The sequence below is a fragment of the Nocardiopsis sp. RV163 genome (assembly GCF_001029525.1).
Lineage (GTDB): Bacteria > Actinomycetota > Actinomycetes > Streptosporangiales > Streptosporangiaceae > Nocardiopsis > Nocardiopsis dassonvillei.
Genome location: NZ_LEKI01000030.1, coordinates 1 through 13,779, shown reverse-complemented (window position 1 = coordinate 13,779; position 13,779 = coordinate 1). Strand labels below are relative to the sequence as shown.

Below are 13,779 nucleotides of genomic sequence, written 5' to 3'. Positions count from 1 at the left end.
CGCCACAGTAACCGAACAGAATTCGGTTTTGAAGGGGACAGTCCAAGCCCCGGCAAAGTTCCCGTGCCCGTCGGCGCCCGTGCGGCGGTTCCCGCCGGACGCGGGGCCGCGGCTTCCTAGGGTGGCGGCAGCGGAGCCGGTAGCCGAGGGGCGGGACCGCGGCGGCCCTGCCGGGGAGGGAGGGCCATGGCCCAGTACGAGGCCAGGCATCGGGCGCGCAGGGAGCACCGGGGCGGCAGGATCGCGGTGATCATGAGCGCGCTGATGCTCACCGTGCTGCTGTCGGCCCTGGACCAGACGATCGTGTCCACCGCGCTGCCCACGATCGTGTCCGAACTCGGCGGGCTCAACCACCTGTCGTGGGTGATCACCGCCTACCTGCTCGCGGTCACGGCCTTCACGCCGCTGTGGGGCAAGCTCGGCGACCAGTTCGGCCGCAAGCAGTTCTTCCTCACCTGCATCGCCGTCTTCCTTGTCGGCTCGGCCCTGTGCGGGATCGCCCAGAGCATGCTCCAGCTCATCCTCTTCCGCGCGCTCCAGGGCATCGGCGGCGGAGGGCTCATGGTGCTGGCCTCCGCCATCATCGGCGACGTCGTCTCGCCCCGCGAGCGCGGCAAGTACCAGGGGCTGTTCGGAGCGGTGTTCGGCATCTCCAGCGTGGCCGGTCCGCTGCTCGGCGGACTGTTCGTGGACCACCTGTCCTGGCGGTGGGTGTTCTACGTCAACCTGCCGCTGGGGGTCGTGGCCTTCGTCACGGTGCTCGCGGTGCTGCCGCGCCGCCAGCCCACCGGCCGCCAGAGCATCGACTACTTCGGGATCGCGCTGCTGGCCGCCACCGCGATCTGCCTGACGCTGGTCGCCTCCTGGGGCGGCAGCCTCTACCCGTGGACGTCGCCGCGGGTCCTCGGGCTCGGTGCCGCCGCCGTGGTGTTCGGTGTGGGCTGGTGGCTGTCCGCCCGGCGTGCTCCGGACCCGGTGATGCCGCTCAGCCTGTTCCGCGACCCGACCATCGTGGTGGCCATGGCGATCGGCTTCTGCGTGGGCTTCGCGATGATGGGGTCGATGGCGTTCCTGCCGCTGTTCCTCCAGGTCGTGCACGGCCTGTCGCCCACGGCCTCGGGGCTGCACCTGCTGCCGATGGTGCTGGGCCTGTTCCTGACCTCGATCACCAGCGGACGCCTGGTCACCCGCACCGGCCGCTACAAGGTCTACCCGGTGCTGGGGATGGCGGTTACCTCCCTCGGTCTGTTCCTGCTCTCGTGGCTGGGGCCGGAGAGCTCGATGGCGCAGATGGGGCTCTACTTCTTCGTCCTCGGCATGGGTCTGGGCCTGGTGATGCAGGTGGTGGTCGTGGTGGTGCAGAACGCCGCCAGCTACGCGAACCTGGGCGTGGCCACCTCGGCGGCGACGTTCTTCCGGTCCATCGGGGGGTCGTTCGGCACGGCTGTGTTCGGAGCCGTCTTCTCCGGGCGGCTGGCGGCCAACCTGGCCGAGCGGGCCGCGCAGATCCCGCTGCCGCCCGGGGTGGACCCCGCGGCGCTGGAGAGCGACCCGCGCAGCCTGGACCAACTGTCCCCGCAGGCGCAGGCGTCCTTCCTCCAGGCCTACGCGGACGCGGTGGACACCGTCTTCCTGTGCGCGGTCCCGGTCGCCCTGGCCGGGTTCGTGCTGGCGCTGTTCCTGCGGCAGATCCCGCTGCGCACCACCATCGACTCCCCGGACCTGGACGAGTCCATCCCTCCCGTGGCCGCCGCGAGCCGCAGCGCCATCGCGCACGTGGAGAAGGAGGTGTTCCGGGCCTGCGGCCGGGAGGGCGCCGACCAGATGTACGGGCGCCTGCGCGAGGCGGCGGGCCTGGAGGTCTCGCCGCGCGCGTGCTGGGTGCTCAGCCACCTGGGCGTGACCGGGCCGCTCTCTCCCGGGGAGCTGGTGGAGATGTCCGGGCTGCCCGCCGACTACTGGGAGCCGGTCCACCGGGAGCTGGTCGAGGCGGGCTACCTGGCGGGCGGGGGCGAGCCCTGGGAGCTCAGCCGGCGCGGCGCGTCCGCCGCCCGCAGGGTGTTCGAGGCCCAGCGGACCGCGCTGCGCTCGCTGTTGGCCGACTACGGGCCCGAGGAGCACCCCGAGGTGGTGGCCGCCCTGGAGCGCATCACCACCGACGTCCTGGGGGACGAGGGGGACGCCGGACACCTGGAGCGGGGGGCGCACCGGTTCTGAGGGCACCCCAGGGGAGGGGGACTCAAGCCCCCCTTCTCAGCTTTTTTCTCCAGACTGGCACCGAGCACGGCCCGCCGCCACGGGAAGCCTCTTCCTGTGGACAACCCGCGCCCTCCTCCCGGGAGCGCCCCGGTTCTCCGCTGTCCGCCCGTGGACGACCCGCACGACGCCGTGTCCGCTGGGGTGGGGGCTGGGGCTTGCCGGATCCGAGAAACCGAATACAGTTCGGTTCATAACCGTCATCCAGGCCCTTGGAGGACCCCGTGGCCGAGGCATACATCGTCGGCGCAGTACGCACCCCCGTCGGCACCAGGAAGGGCGCACTGGCCGCCGTGCACCCGGCGGACCTGGGCGCGCACGTGCTCAGGGAACTCGTCTCCCGGACCGGGGTGGACCCGGCCGCGGTCGAGGACGTCATCATGGGCTGCGTCAGCCAGGTCGGGCCGCAGGCGCTCGACCTCGCCCGCACCGCCTGGCTCTCCGCGGGCCTCCCGGAGTCCGTCCCCGGCGTCACCATCGACCGCCAGTGCGGCTCCTCCCAGCAGGCCGTCCACTTCGCCGCCCAGGGCGTCATGTCCGGCACCCAGGACCTCGTCGTGGCCTCGGGCGTGGAGAACATGGGCATGGTGCCCATGGGGGCCAACGTCCAGTACGCCCTCGACAACGGGCTCGGCCTGTACGGCGACGGATGGGCCGAGCGCTACGGCCAGCAGGAGATCTCCCAGTTCCGCGGCGCCCAGCTCATGTGCGAGAAGTGGGGCTTCGAGCGCGAGCGGTTGGAGGAGTTCGCTCTGGAGAGCCACCGGCGCGCGGCCCGGGCTCTGGAGGCGGGCCGCTTCGACGAGCAGATCGCCCCCCTGGCCGGGGTTGAGCGCGACGAGGGCGTGCGCCCCGACACCACCCTGGAGAAGATGGCGGGCCTGAATCCGCTGCGCGAGGGCTGGGCGCTCACCGCCGCCGTGGCCAGCCAGATCTCCGTCGGCGCGGGTGCGGTCCTGATCGCCTCCGAGCGGGCGGTCGAGCGGCACGGCCTGACCCCGCTGGCCCGGATCGTGCAGCTCTCGCTGGTGGGCGACGACCCCGTGTACATGCTCACCGCGCCCATCCCGGCGACCCGCATCGCCCTGGAGAAGGCGGGTCTGGGCATCGACGACATCGACGTCACCGAGATCAACGAGGCATTCGCCCCGGTGCCGATGTCCTGGATCCAGGAGCTGGGCGCGGACCCGGCCAAGGTCAACCCCAACGGCGGCGCCATCGCCCTCGGCCACCCGCTGGGCGCCACCGGCACAGTGCTCATGGCCAAACTGGTCGCAGAGCTGCACCGCACCGGCGGCCGCTACGGCCTCCAGACCATGTGCGAGGGCGGCGGCCAGGCCAACGTCACCATCATCGAGCGGGTCTAGCCCCACGGGACCGCGCTGCCCGTGTGCCCGCATGCGGGCACACGGGCAGCGCATGGTCCTGGGGCGACGGCGGCGCCTAGCGTCCCGCGGCCAGCGCCGGGCCGCCGACGCCGTTGGGCAGGCCCAGCCAGGCCGCCGTCTCGGTCAGCTGCTCGACCAGTTCGGGCATCGTCTCGGCGGGCGCGCCGTCCTCCAGTGTGATCCGCTGCGCCAGCAGGGTCCCCGAGGCGCGGTCCGCCTTGAGGTCCACCCGCGCCACCAGGTCCTCGCCCAGCAGGAACGGCAGCACGTAGTAGCCGTGCACCCGTTTGGCGGCGGGCACGTAGATCTCCAGCCGGTACCGGAACCCGAACAGCTCCTCGGCCCGGTCGCGCGTCCACACCAGCGAGTCGAACGGGCTCAGCAGCGCCCGCGCCCGCACGCTGCGCGGCACCCGGGCGTCCCGGTGCAGATAGGCCGTGCGGTCCCAGCCCCGCACCCGCACCGGCACCAGCTCACCCGCCTCCACCAGGTCGGAGACGGCCGCCCGGGACTCGGTTGACTTGAGGCGGAAGTAGTCGCGCAGGCACGCCTCGGTGGCCACCCCGTGGGCGCGGGCGGCGATCGACACCAGCTCCCGGTGCGCCTCCTCCGGGGTGGTCTCCGGCGCCGCGTGCACCTCCGGCGGCAGTACCCGCTCGGGCAGGTCGTAGAGCCGCTCGAACTGCGCGTTGCGCCCGTTGGAGGTCAGGTCACCGACCCAGAACAGGTACTCCAGGCACCTCTTGACCTCGGACCAGTTCCAGCCCCAGTGGTCCTTGGCGCGCGGCACGTCGTGCGCCAGCGCCGCCTCCACCTGCCGGGCGCTGGCCGGGCCGATCCGCACCACCTCCTCCAGCACCGCCTTGACCAGCTCTGGCTTCTCCTCCCGGATGCGGTCCATCCACCCCACGCGTTCCCGGGCGCGGTTGCGCTCCATCCGGTGGCGCATGAGCTGGCGGGTGGAGGGCGGCACCAGGCTGGCCTCGTGCGCCCAGCACTCCACCAGCCGCGCGGCCCCCGACCCGGCCGCGGAGGTGGCCGCCCGGTCCAGCAGGGCGGTGTCGTAGGCGCCCATGCGCGCGAAGACCGGCAGGTACTGGCTGCGGGCCAGCACGTTCACGCTGTCGATCTGGAGGACGCCCACTCTGCGCACCACCCGCGCCAGGTGGGCGAGGGTCGGCTTCCCGGAGGGCCGTGGGTCGCTGAACCCCTGCGCGGCGAGCGCGATCCTGCGGGCCTGGGAGAGGGAGAGTTCCGCGTCGCGGCGGGGGTGCGGTTCTGCCATTGCGCCACCGTAACCCCGACCGCCGACAGTCCGCCCTTCCTGGCCGCGGGACCCGTGCGCCGGACCGGCAAGGAGCGTAGAAAAACCTTTGACCCAATGCGAACCTCCGGGGGTGGAAAGCCGTCCAACACAAGGCGACAACAACCACCGGGCACGTGCCGGGAGTCGCGCACGCCCCGGTGCGGAGGACGGCCGCACCGGGGCCACGACCGTTCCCGTGCCCCGCGCCCCCGAGGAGCGGGGCACGAACGGTCGCCTCCTCGTATCCTCCCCGCAGGGAACCCCGCGTTCCCGTTGTCCACAGGGCTGTTTTCCCCTCTCCCCGCCGCGGTCCCGCCCCTGTCCGCGCGGGGTCCGCCCCCTCCAGTGCGCCGCCCCGGACGGAGGGGAGCGCGTGCTGTCGGCCCAGGCCTACTACGAGGTGTTCGGCGCCCCCGGCTGGGCCGGGTACGGGGTGCGGGTCGTGTACCGCCACGACCCGGCGGCGATGGACTCCGCGAAGGCGGTGGGCGGAATGCTGGACTCCCGCCACTGACGGTCGCGCGGCCGCGGACACGCGGGACCGGCTCCCCGGCGAGGCCGGTCCCGTCGCCGCCATGGCCTAGCCTTCTGCTGTGCGTATCGCGACATGGAATGTGAACAGTGCCCGGGCCAGGGCCGAGCGGATCGGCGCCTGGCTGGACCGGAGCGACGTCGACGTCCTCGCCATCCAGGAGACCAAGGCCCGGGACGACCAGTTCCCCTCCTCGGTCCTCACCGACCGCGGCTACGAGGTGGCCCACCACGGCCTGTCCCAGTGGAACGGGGTCGCGATCGCCTCCCGCGTCGGCCTGGAGGACGTGCGGATCGGCTTCCCGGGCCAGCCGGGCTACGGCGACCCTGAAGAGGCCGAGGCCCGCGCCATCGGCGCCACCTGCGGGGGCGTTCAGGTGTGGAGCCTGTACGTGCCCAACGGGCGCGAGGTCGACCACCCCCACTACGCCTACAAGCTCCGCTGGCTGGAGGCGCTGCGCGAGGCGGGCGCCGCCAGTCTGGCCGCCGACCCCGACGCCCAGATCGCCTACGTCGGCGACTTCAACATCGCCCCGCGCGACGAGGACGTGTGGGACATGGCGGCCTTCGAGGGCAGCACCCACGTCACCGAGCCCGAGCGCGCGGCCTTCGACGAACTGGTCGGCACCGGGTTCGACGAGGTCGTTCGCGCCTACGCCCCCGGCCCCGGCGTGTACACCTACTGGGACTACAAGGGCCTGGCCTTCCCCAAGCGCAGGGGAATGCGCATCGACTTCGTGCTCGCCTCCCCGGCGCTGCGCGACCGCGTCAGCGGCGCGAGCATCGACCGCGAGGAGCGCAAGGGCAAGGGCGCCTCCGACCACGCCCCGGTCATCGTGGGCCTGGACGGCGACGGCGGCGAGGCCGTGGCCAGGGAGGCGGCCAAGTGAGCGCCGAGGCGCCCCGCGTGGCGGTCTTCGGCAGCGTCAACATGGACCTGGTCGCCTACGTCGAACAGGTGCCCGCCAGCGGGGAGACGGTCACGGGCACGGCCTTTCGCCAGGTGCCCGGCGGCAAGGGCGCCAACCAGGCCGTGGCCGCGGCCAGGGCCGGGGCCGACGTGGACTTCCTCGGTGCGGTGGGCGAGGACTCCTTCGGGCAGGACCTGCGCGCCAACCTCGTCGGCAGCGGCATCGACGTGTCCGGGCTGCGCACGGTGCCCGGGGCGTCGGGGGTGGCGCACATCGTCGTGGACGGCGGGGGCGGCAACTCGATCATCGTCGTGCCCGGGGCCAACGGCGAGGTCACCGGCGTGGCCGCGGGCGACCCCGGGGTCATAGGGGGCAGCGACGCCCTGCTGCTCCAGCTCGAACTGCCCGTGGAGGCGGTGGTCGCGGCCGCGCGCACCGGCCGCGAGCTGGGCGTCCCGGTCTACCTGACCCCGGCTCCCGCGCGCGAGCTGCCCGCCGAACTCCTGGAGTCGGTGGACGTCCTGGTGCCCAACCAGCACGAGGCGGCCGCGATCACCGGCCGCGCCGAGCCGCGCGAGGCCCTGGCCGCGCTGCTGGAAATGGTTCCGGAGGTGCTGCTGACCCTGGGCGAGGGCGGCTCGCTCCACGGTCGCAGAGGGGGCGAGCCGCTGCACGTCCCCGCGCGACGGGTGGAGGCGGTGGACACCACGGCTGCCGGGGACGTCTTCTGCGGGTCGTTCGCGGTCGCCCGCGCGGAGGGCCGCACGCCGGAGGAGGCCATGAGGTTCGCCGCCGCGGCGGCCGCGCTCTCGGTCCAGCGGCACGGCGCCAGTTCGTCGATGGCCTCCCGGGACGAGGTCGAGGCGCTGCTGGGCGGCTGAGTCCGCCGCCCCTCCCCGGCTCCCGCGGGGCCCCGGGCGATCGGGCACGCGCTCCTCAGGGCGTGTGCCCGATCTTCCGGAGGAAGGGGGCGGGGTCCTGGTTCTGGAGGCGCACCTCCAGCACGATGTCCACCGTGTCGCCGACCATGCGGCCTCCCCAGGGCACCGGCCCGCCGTCGCCCACGCCGAAGTCCGAGAGGCGGATCCGGGTGGTGGCGGAGAAGAAGTGGCCGTGGGTGTCCTCGGGGGAGGCGTAGTCCGGGGCCTCGCCCACCCACTGGGCGTCCAGCACGGTGGGCACGGTCGTGCCGTGGACGGTCAGGTCGCCGTGCAGGCGGAAGGCGTCGGGGTTGCGCCCGCCCGGTTCCAGCCCGGTGGAGACGAAGCGCAGCTCGGGGTGGTGGTCCACGTCCAGGAAGTCGGGGGAGCGCAGGTGGGCGTCGCGCGCGCCCACGCCGGTGTTGACGCTGGAGGCGTCGAGGACGACCTCCACCGCGGACCGTTCGGGCTCCTCGGCGACGGCGACGCGGCCCCAGGCCCGGCCGAACGTGCCCTGGACCCGGCCGAAGCGCAGGTAGTGGGCGACGAAGATCAGACTGGAGTGCAACGGGTCGAGGTACCAGGTGCCGGGTCCGGGACCGGCCTCCGCGGGGGCGATTGTCATTACCGATTTCTCCCTTTTGTCTTTTCTGGGGCTTTTGTCCACATACTTTAGGTCTGACGCCCAGACAGGGAGCCGAGTTCCGACCCGGTCGGGGGCGAGATCTTCGACTCGGTGGCCGCGCAGGCGCTGAAACCGCCTCTGAACGGCCGGTTCGCCGCGTGTGAGATCCCCCCGGGCGGTTCTCTGCCACCGGAACCGGTCAGCCGCGCGACGGCGGGCCGGTGCGGAGAGCGAAGAGCAGTGCACCCGAGGTAACCGGCGCGCACGCGTAGAAGGCCGGGGCGGCGCCGCCCCGGCCTCCTCCCGCACGCGCACCCGGCGGGCCCGCGTGCGCTCCGCTACATGTGCTCGGGAGCCTCCACGCCCAGCAGGTCCAGACCCTGGACCAGGACCCGGAACGCCACCGCGATCAGCGCCAGGCGCGACTCGCGCTCGGCCTCGTCGGAGGCGGTCAGCACCGGGCAGTGCTCGTAGAAGGCCGTCAGGGACTGCGCCAGTTCGAACAGGTACGTGGAGAGCCGGTGCGGCTGGAGCAGGTCGCCGACCTGCGCCACCACCGCGCCGAACTCCAGCAGCTTGAGGGCGAGGTCGCGCTCGGCGCCCTCGGAGACGCTGATGTCCCCCCTGGCCTGCGACAGCTCCAGGCCGCCCTTGCGGAAGATCGACCGGATCCGGGCCTGGGCGTACTGCAGGTACGGGCCGGTGTTGCCGGTCAGGGCCAGCATCCGGTCGAAGTCGAAGGTGTACTCGGTGTCGTGCGCGACCGACAGGTCGGCGTACTTGACCGCGCCGATGCCCACCTGGCGGGCGATCTCGGCCTGACCCTCGGCGTCCAGGTCGGGGCGGTTCCGCGCGACCACCGCGGCGGCCCGCTCGATCGCCTCGTCCAGCAGCGCCATGAGGCGCACCGGGGCGCCGCTGCGGGTGCGCAGGATCTTGCCGTCGCTGCCCAGAACGTTGCCGATCTGCACGTGGACGGTCTCCACGCCCTCGGGCAGCCACCCGGCCTCGCGGGCTGTGGCCCACACCATCTTGAAGTGCATGGCCTGCGGTGCGCCTACCACGTACAGGATGCGGTCGGCCTTGAGGTCGTCCACGCGGTGGCGGACGGTGGCCAGGTCTGTGGTGGCGTAGCCGTAGCCGCCGTCGCTCTTGCGCACGATCAGCGGGACGGGCTTGTCCTCGCGGCCGGTGAAGCCCTCCAGGAACACGCACAGGGCGCCGTCGCTGATCTCGGCGATCCCCTTGGCCTCCAGCTCCTCGCACACGTCCGCGAGCGCGGAGTTGTAGCTGCTCTCCCCGGCCAGGTCCTCGTCGGTGAGGGTCACGCCGAGCTTGGCGTACACCTTGTTGAAGTAGACCTCGGACAGGCCGACGAGCTTGCGCCACAGGCGCAGCGTCTCCCCGTCGCCGCTCTGCAGGGAGACCACGCGGCGGCGGGCGCGCGCGGCGAAGTCGTCGGGTCCGGGGCCCGAGGAGTCGAACTTGGTCCGGGCCGCCTGGTAGAAGGCGTTGGGGTCGGTGGTGACCAGGTCCGCCTCGGGGGAGTCCTCGCCCGCCTCCAGCAGGTGCTCGATGAGCATGCCGAAGGGGGTGCCCCAGTCGCCGATGTGGTTCTGGCGGATGACGTTGTGGCCCAGGAACTCCAGGGCGCGCGCGAGCGCGTCGCCGACCACGGTGGTGCGCAGGTGGCCGACGTGCATCTCCTTGGCCACGTTGGGCGCGGAGTAGTCCAGCGGGATGTTCTGGCGCTCCTGCTCGGGCACGCCCAGGCGCGGGTCGTCCAGGAGCCGGCGGGTCTGCTCGGCGATCCAGTCCTCGCGCAGCGTCAGGTTGATGAAGCCCGGCCCGCTGACCTCGACGTCGCGGCAGACGTCGGCCACGTCCAGGTGCTCCATGATCGCCGCGGACACCTCACGCGGCTTTCGGCCCAGTCGCTTGGCGAGCGCGAGTGCGGCGTTCGCCTGGTAGTCGGCGAACTGGGACGGGCGGATGACGGGGTCGGTGTCGGCGAACTCGGGGCCGAAGGCGGCGCCGAGGGCGGACTGGACCCGTCGCGAGAGTACTTCCTGCGGGTCGGCCATGCCCCAAGCGTACCGACCGGAGCCGCCCCTCCCGGCCCGTCAGCGCTCCTCGGTCTGCTCCGCGCCCCGCTGCCCCGGCGCCTCGGACTGGGCCAGGCGGTGCAGCCAGTTCGGCGGGCGGCTGTGCACCCGGCGGCGTATCTGCTCCCCGATGCGGCCGCCCGCCAGGTCGTTGGCCAGTTGGCAGGCCCGGGCCACGCCCTTGGCCCGGCTGTCTCCGTGCGCGATCACCACGGTCCCGTTCAGGCCCAGCAGCGCGGCGCCGCCGTAGGTCTCGCTGTCCAGCCGCTCGCGCAGACCCCGCAGCGCCCTGCGCTGCAACAGCGCGCCCGCCTTCGCCGCGGCCGAGGAGGTAAGCGCCGCGTGCAGGGCCTCCATCGCGAAAGCGGCCGTGCCCTCCACCGACTTCAGCGCCACGTTGCCGGTGTGGCCGTCGGTCACCACCACGTCCACCTTGCGCGCGAGCAGGTCGTGGCCCTCGATGTTGCCCCGGAAGTCCATCGCCGGGGGCCCCTCCGCCGTGGCCGCCAGCAGTTCCGTCGCCCGACGCACGAGCTTGTTGCCCTTGCCCGGTTCCGAGCCGATGGTGAGCACGCCCACCCTGGGCCTGCTCACCCCGAACGCGGTCTGGGCGTACGCGCAGCCCAGGTGCGCGAACTGCACCAGCATCTCGGGCTTGGCGTCGGCGTTGGCCCCGGCGTCCACCATGATCGTGGGCGTCTCGCCGGTGGGAAGGGTCACAGCCAGAGCCGGGCGCAGCACCCCGGGCTGGGTGCGCAGCCGCACGGTGGAGGTCGCCACGATCCCGCCGGTGGAACCGGCCGAGACCAGGGCGTCGGCGTCGCCCCGGCGGATAAGGCGACAGGAGACGGCCGCGCTGGAGCGGGGCCGCCGCCAACTGGCCAGGGCTCCCTCGTGCATGGCCAGGTTGTCCTCGGCGTGCACGACGGGGATGTCGCGCAGCGCGCCCTCCTCGGCGAGCAGCGCGGCGATCTCGCTGCGCCGTCCCACGAGCAGGACGCGCAGGCCGAGTTCGCGGACGGCCAGCACGGCTCCCCGCACGATCTCGGCGGGTGCGTTGTCGCCCCCCATCGCGTCCACGGCGATGATCGGCGGGGACGAGCGCCGCGCGACGGACGCCTCCGCGTCGGGTGTACCAGTCAACTGTTCCCTCACGGGTGTGGTGGGCGGACGCGGTGACACGGTATCGGGTCGCGCGGTGGCGGCGCCGTCGGGCACTTTCGTCTACTCATGCGAGGATACTTACCGTATGTCCAGGTCAGGACTGGACTTCCCGCATGATGGATAAAAGTCCCTCAACGGGGTATATCCGCTTGCTGCCCCGGAGTGTGATCACCCTCCGGCGGCACGCGACAACCACATCGAACACCTCCCGGTGGTCCGCCGGTGCGTACGCGCGCCGGAACCACCGGATCAGGGCTGCCCGCACCAACCCTGCGGGCATCCTGCTCACCCGCAGAAAGGAGAGGCGTGAGCGTTACGCCAGACGTGGCGACGTCCCCGTCCGCCGGACGTCGGTTTCGTGCCTACACCACGAAACACCTCGACGAGCTCACCGCGCGAGCCGGGCTCGCCGCCGACGAGCGGCTCGCCGTGCAGGCGGTGGCCACCGTGCTGCCGTTCCGGGTCAACAGCTACGTCGTCGACGAGCTGATCGACTGGGACGCGGCTCCCGACGATCCGATCTACCGCCTGGTCTTCCCGCAGGCGGACATGCTGCCCCAGGACGACGTGTCCCGGATCGCCGACCTGCTGCGCTCTGGCGCCCAGCGCAAGGAGCTGAACGAGGCCGCCAACCGGATCCGGGCCCGCCTGAACCCGCACCCCGCGGGCCAGATGGACCTCAACGTGCCCAAGCTGGCCAACGAGGAGCCCATCCCCGGCGTGCAGCACAAGTACAAGGAGACAGTGCTCTTCTTCCCCAAGCAGGGGCAGACCTGTCACGCGTACTGCACGTACTGCTTCCGCTGGGCCCAGTTCGTCGGCGACGCCGATCTGAAGTTCGCCTCCAGCGAGATCGACCAGCTCGTCGACTACGTCCGTTCGCACCCCGAGGTCACCAGCGTCCTGTTCACCGGCGGCGACCCGATGATCATGGGCGAGGGGGTCATCTCCAAGTACATCGAGCCGCTGCTGGAGATCGAGCACCTGGAGGCCATCCGCATCGGCACGAAGGCGCTGGCCTACTGGCCGCAGCGCTTCGTCACCGACCCGGACGCCGACGACACCCTGCGCCTGTTCGAGAAGGTCGTGGCCTCGGGCAAGAACCTCGCGTTCATGGCCCACTTCTCCCACCCCAACGAGATGCGGCCCGAGCTGGTCCAGGAGGCGGTGCGCCGCATCCGCGCTACCGGCGCCGTCATCCGCACGCAGGCGCCGCTGATCCGCACGATCAACGACGACTCCGCCGTGTGGGAGAGCATGTGGCGCACCCACCTGCGGCACGGCATGGTCCCGTACTACATGTTCGTCGAGCGTGACACGGGTCCGCAGGACTACTTCGCGGTGCCGCTCGCGGAGGCCTACGAGATCTTCCGCGGCGCCTACAAGAAGGTCTCGGGCCTGGCCCGCACGGTGCGCGGCCCGTCGATGTCGGCCACCCCGGGCAAGGTGTGCGTGGACGGCGTCACCGAGGTGGCGGGCCAGAAGGTCTTCGTCCTGCACTTCATCCAGGCGCGCGACCCCGAGCTGGTCGGCAGGCCCTTCTTCGCCGAGTACGACGAGAAGGCCGCGTGGCTGTTCGACCTCAAGCCCGCCCTGGGCGCCACCCACCTGCCGTGGGAGCAGCCCCCGGTCGGCGCGTCCGGCGGCCTGGTCGACCCCCCCCGCCTGTAGCCGCGGCCCGGCGCCGCGCGCCTCGGCCCCGAGGCCGGGGGAGGAGCGGACGGCGGTCCCGTCCCAGGGGAATTGGAGCGTCCCTGGGGCGGCCTCCGGCCGCCGCGCGCGGCCCCGGACAAAAGACGGAGCCCGGCACCGCGGTGGTGCCGGGCTCCGCTCGCGTCCGCGCCGTGGACGGAGTGCGGGCCGCCGGACGGGTTCGGGTAGTCACGGCGGCCCTCGACGCGGACCCTTTCCGGGATGGTCTGAGGGGCGGGGGATCCGGGTCAGCTCAGGAGGGCGTCGAAGTCGCCGGTCTTGGCACCGCGCACGAAGGCCTCGATCTCGGCGGGGGTGTAGACCAGGGCCGGTCCCTGGGGATCGCGCGAGTTGCGCACCGCGATGTCCCCGTCCGGTAGCGCGGCGACCTCGACACAGTTCCCGTCCGGGTTGCTCCAGCTGCTCTTGGTCCAGACGACCTTCGGCAGGCTGCCGGCGGGAACGCCGTTGTAGATCGGATGCATCTCAACCTCCTGGAACGTGGGGGACGCGTGAGCGGGGTGTGTCCACACGCGGCGGTCCAGTCCACCGCGCCCGTCGTGCCGAACCCCGGCCCCCACCGGGAAGACGACCCCGGGCATGGGTGACCCTGTCCCCCGTTGGGCTGTTTCATCCCCGGTGCGAGCCAAAGCGTAGCTTATGCACGTGCATTCGTACTTACGGCGGTAAGTACTTATGCAAGCGCGCCGGGTGGTTCGGGGGAGAAACCGCACGTCAAGCCCAACGCTTCGGGTTCGGAGGGGGTTCGGCCCCCGCGGATCGTTGTCCGGTCGTGGCCGAAGGCGGCCATCGGGGGACCGAATCCGTGTGCGAAAAGCGAACGCCCGGGCGCGATCGCGGGCAGCAGGCGGGCGGCGAAG

At 72.4% G+C, this 13,779-nt stretch carries 11 protein-coding genes; 6 read left to right on the top strand and 5 right to left on the bottom strand.

What is annotated here, in order from left to right; all coding sequences use genetic code 11:
- Window positions 1-186 precede the first annotated feature (186 nt).
- Window positions 187-2,217 (top strand): MDR family MFS transporter, encoded by a 2,031-nt coding sequence (locus tag ABD54_RS08230; RefSeq protein WP_047868836.1) that lies wholly within the window; start codon window positions 187-189, stop codon window positions 2,215-2,217.
- 263 nt (window positions 2,218-2,480) lie between these two features.
- Window positions 2,481-3,623, top strand: a complete 1,143-nt coding sequence (locus ABD54_RS08225) for an acetyl-CoA C-acetyltransferase (RefSeq protein WP_047868835.1) — start codon at window positions 2,481-2,483, stop codon at window positions 3,621-3,623.
- 76 nt (window positions 3,624-3,699) lie between these two features.
- Here the strand turns inward: ABD54_RS08225 and ABD54_RS08220 are convergent, their stop codons facing one another.
- Window positions 3,700-4,929 (bottom strand): winged helix-turn-helix domain-containing protein, encoded by a 1,230-nt coding sequence (locus ABD54_RS08220; RefSeq protein ID WP_047868834.1) that lies wholly within the window; start codon window positions 4,927-4,929, stop codon window positions 3,700-3,702.
- A 394-nt stretch (window positions 4,930-5,323) separates the two neighbouring features.
- Here ABD54_RS08220 and ABD54_RS27110 point away from each other — a divergent pair, with 394 nt between their 5' ends.
- The 3 genes from ABD54_RS27110 (at window position 5,324) to ABD54_RS08210 (ending at window position 7,273) form a co-directional block, all read left to right on the top strand.
- Window positions 5,324-5,464 carry a hypothetical protein gene (locus tag ABD54_RS27110; RefSeq protein WP_200904069.1) on the top strand — a complete coding sequence of 47 codons (141 nt, stop codon included), beginning with the start codon at window positions 5,324-5,326 and terminating at the stop codon, window positions 5,462-5,464.
- 79 nt (window positions 5,465-5,543) lie between these two features.
- On the top strand, window positions 5,544-6,371 hold the full coding sequence (locus ABD54_RS08215) for an exodeoxyribonuclease III (RefSeq protein WP_200904068.1): 828 nt from the start codon (window positions 5,544-5,546) through the stop codon (window positions 6,369-6,371).
- Window positions 6,368-7,273, top strand: a complete 906-nt coding sequence (locus ABD54_RS08210) for a ribokinase (protein WP_047868832.1) — start codon at window positions 6,368-6,370, stop codon at window positions 7,271-7,273. The genes ABD54_RS08215 and ABD54_RS08210 overlap by 4 nt, the downstream gene beginning before the upstream one ends.
- A 55-nt stretch (window positions 7,274-7,328) precedes the next feature.
- On the opposite strand, the gene ABD54_RS08205 is transcribed toward ABD54_RS08210, so the two are convergent.
- The 3 genes from ABD54_RS08205 to plsX form a co-directional block, all read right to left on the bottom strand.
- Window positions 7,329-7,937 (bottom strand): YceI family protein, encoded by a 609-nt coding sequence (locus ABD54_RS08205; RefSeq protein ID WP_047868831.1) that lies wholly within the window; start codon window positions 7,935-7,937, stop codon window positions 7,329-7,331.
- A 338-nt stretch (window positions 7,938-8,275) separates the two neighbouring features.
- On the bottom strand, window positions 8,276-10,021 hold the full coding sequence (gene argS / locus ABD54_RS08200; RefSeq protein WP_047868830.1) for an arginine--tRNA ligase: 1,746 nt from the start codon (window positions 10,019-10,021) through the stop codon (window positions 8,276-8,278).
- A gap of 39 nt (window positions 10,022-10,060) precedes the next feature.
- Window positions 10,061-11,185 carry a phosphate acyltransferase PlsX gene (gene plsX, locus ABD54_RS08195; RefSeq protein WP_047868829.1) on the bottom strand — a complete coding sequence of 375 codons (1,125 nt, stop codon included), beginning with the start codon at window positions 11,183-11,185 and terminating at the stop codon, window positions 10,061-10,063.
- Between the two features lie 345 nt (window positions 11,186-11,530).
- On the opposite strand from plsX, the gene ABD54_RS08185 reads away from it, so the two are divergent.
- A complete protein-coding gene (locus ABD54_RS08185) occupies window positions 11,531-12,877 on the top strand; it encodes a KamA family radical SAM protein (RefSeq protein WP_200904070.1) in 1,347 nt (448 codons plus the stop codon).
- A gap of 269 nt (window positions 12,878-13,146) precedes the next feature.
- On the opposite strand, the gene ABD54_RS08180 is transcribed toward ABD54_RS08185, so the two are convergent.
- On the bottom strand, window positions 13,147-13,383 hold the full coding sequence (locus ABD54_RS08180; protein ID WP_047868858.1) for a DUF397 domain-containing protein: 237 nt from the start codon (window positions 13,381-13,383) through the stop codon (window positions 13,147-13,149).
- Window positions 13,384-13,779 lie beyond the last annotated feature (396 nt).

Bases quoted from the DNA above. Each gene is read 5' to 3' on its own strand.
- ABD54_RS08180 (WP_047868858.1), bottom strand. From the start codon at position 13,383: ATGCATCCGATCTACAACGGCGTTCCCGCCGGCAGCCTGCCGAAGGTC.
- argS (WP_047868830.1), bottom strand. From the start codon at position 10,021: ATGGCCGACCCGCAGGAAGTACTCTCGCGACGGGTCCAGTCCGCCCTC.
- ABD54_RS08220 (WP_047868834.1), bottom strand. From the start codon at position 4,929: ATGGCAGAACCGCACCCCCGCCGCGACGCGGAACTCTCCCTCTCCCAG.
- ABD54_RS08230 (WP_047868836.1), top strand. From the start codon at position 187: ATGGCCCAGTACGAGGCCAGGCATCGGGCGCGCAGGGAGCACCGGGGC.
- ABD54_RS08205 (WP_047868831.1), bottom strand. From the start codon at position 7,937: ATGACAATCGCCCCCGCGGAGGCCGGTCCCGGACCCGGCACCTGGTAC.